At 65.5% G+C, this 2,690-nt stretch carries 2 protein-coding genes; both read left to right on the forward strand.

The window, feature by feature from the left end; all coding sequences use genetic code 11:
• A partial coding sequence (gene pepF, locus ACESK5_RS19070; RefSeq protein ID WP_372913164.1) for an oligoendopeptidase F occupies positions 1–1,748 on the forward strand: 1,748 nt, incomplete at its 5' end.
• 97 nt (positions 1,749–1,845) lie between these two features.
• The coding region (locus tag ACESK5_RS19075) for an AAA family ATPase (RefSeq protein ID WP_372913165.1) at positions 1,846–2,690 on the forward strand (845 nt) is incomplete at its 3' end.

Below are 2,690 nucleotides of genomic sequence, written 5' to 3' on the forward strand. Positions count from 1 at the left end.
AGTGGGACCTCGACTCCATCTACGACTCGGACGAGGAGTGGGAGGCGGCGTTCGCGGAGGTCAAAGAGCGTCTCCCCGAACTGACGGAGTTCGAGGGGCAGGTCACCGAGGACGGCGAGACCCTGCTGGAGATTCTGCAACTCGAAGAGGAGGTGATGCGCGAGCTCTCGAAGGTCGTCTCCTACGCCAACCTCCGCTCCGCTGAGGACACGCGAAACCAGGAGTTCCAGGCGCTGTCGGCCAGAGCGCAGTCGCTCTCGACGGAGGCGCAGAGCGCCACCTCCTACGTCGAACCCGAACTCCAGGCGCTCTCCCGCGAGGACGTGCGAGCACTCGTCGAGGAGGAACCCGACCTGGAGGCGTACGAACACTACCTCGACGACGTGCTCCGGATGAAGCCCCACACCCGCTCGACCGAGGTGGAGGAGGTGCTGGCGGACCTCTCGGAGGTGACGGGTGCGGCTAGCGACGTCTACTCGATGCTCACCAACGCGGACATGGAGTTCCCGACGGTCGAGAACCCCGAGGGCGAGGCCGTCGAGATAACCCAGTCGAACTTCACGAAACTGCAGAAACACCCCGACCGCTACTTCCGACGGACGGTCCACGAGGAGTTCTACGACCGGTGGGCCGACGTGCGAAACGCCGTCGGCACCGCGCTGAAGAACAGCGTCACGAAGGACGTCACGATGGCCGACGTGCGGGGGTACGACACCGCCCGCGAGGCCGCGCTCGACGGTCCGAACGTTCCCGTCGAGGTGTACGACACGCTCCTCGACACCGTGCGCAGACACCTCCACCACCTCCACCACCACGCCGAACTGAAGCGTGACGCGCACGACCTCGACGACCTGCGGATGTGGGACCTCTACATCTCCCTGACGGGCGAGGAGTCGCCCACCGTCGAGTACGAACAGGCGGTCGAGTACATCACGGACGCCGTCGCGCCCCTGGGCGAGGAGTACCAGGAGCGGATGGCCGAGGGCCTCGACTCGCGGTGGGTCGACGTCTACGAGAACCGCGGGAAACGCTCGGGGGCGTTCTCGGCGGGGACGTACGACACCCAGCCGTTCATCCTGATGAACTACCAGGACGACGTCGAGTCGATGTTCACGCTCGCACACGAACTGGGCCACTCGATGCACTCGGAACTCGCGAACGAGAGCCAGCCCTGGCAGTACGCGAGCTACGAGATATTCACCGCAGAGGTCGCCTCGACGGTGAACGAGACGCTGCTCACGCATCACCTGCTGGACACCGTCGACGACGACGAGTTCCGGATGCACGTCCTCGACCAGTACCTCGAACGCTTCCGGTCGACGCTGTACCGCCAGACGATGTTCGCCGACTTCGAGCAACAGATCCACGAAGTCGTCGAGGCGGACGGTGCGCTCACGCCCGACCGACTGGACTCGATGTACGGCGAACTGAAGCAGGAGTTCTACGAACCCGCCGTCGCCGACGAGCGCATCGAACGGGAGTGGATGCGCATCCCGCACTTCTACTACAACTTCTACGTCTACCAGTACGCGACGGGCATCTCGGCGGCGGCGGCCATCGTCGAGCGCATCCTCGACGAGGGCGAACCCGCGGCCGCCGACTACCGTGCGGCGCTCCGTCTCGGCGGCCGGGAGTACCCGCTGGAGGTCCTCCGGACGGCCGGCGTCGACCTGACCGACTCCGAACCGATCGAGCGGGCGCTCGCGGTGTACGGCGACTATCTCGACGAGGCCGCGTCGCTGCTCTGAGCCGATTTCGGGCGCTGTGGGCGCTGAGACGGCGACACCCGAAACGTTCCCGCGACCCAAAGGCACATTTATGAGGGGTTCTTAGTGCGGGCAACTGATGTCACGGAGTCCGTCGTTACCCGAGCGTCCCCGCCTCGATCTGGACCCGGAGATGTCCGATGGCGAGCGACTCTCGGCGATCAAACAGCATTACAAGCGGATGCGCTCGGTCAACGAGGAGCTCGAAGCGCGCCTCGAGGAGGCCGACGAGCGCACCGAGTCCCTCCAGACGGAGGTCGACCAGCTCAAGCGTCGCAACGAGACGCTCAAGTCGTCGTCGCTGTACGTCGCGACGGTCGAAGAGGAGAACGACGACGGCGTCATCATCAAACAGCACGGCAACAACCAGGAGGTGCTGACCGAGGTATCGCCCCGACTGGAGGAGGAAGTCGCCGCCGGCGACCGCGTCGCCATCAACGACTCGTTCGCCATCCAGACGCTCCTGTCGGACGAAACCGACGCCCGCGCGCAGGCGATGGAGGTCGAGGCGTCGCCCGACGTCACGTACGACGACATCGGCGGCATCGACGAACAGGTGCGTGAGGTGCGCGAGGCCGTCGAGGACCCCCTCGAACGCCCGGACATGTTCCGCGAGGTGGGCATCGACCCACCCTCCGGGGTGCTGCTGTACGGGCCGCCAGGGACGGGGAAGACGATGCTCGCGAAGGCCGTCGCCAACCACACCGACGCGACGTTCATCAAGATGGCCGGCTCCGAACTCGTTCGTAAGTTCATCGGCGAGGGGTCCCGCCTGGTGCGTGACCTCTTCGAACTCGCCAAGGAGCGCGAACCCGCCGTCATCTTCATCGACGAAATCGACGCCGTCGCCTCGAAGCGGACCGACTCGAAGACCTCCGGGGACGCCGAGGTCCAGCGGACGATGATGCAGCTGTTGAACGAGAT

It is taken from the genome of Salinigranum sp. (assembly GCF_041641895.1).
Taxonomy (GTDB): Archaea; Halobacteriota; Halobacteria; order Halobacteriales; family Haloferacaceae; genus Salinigranum.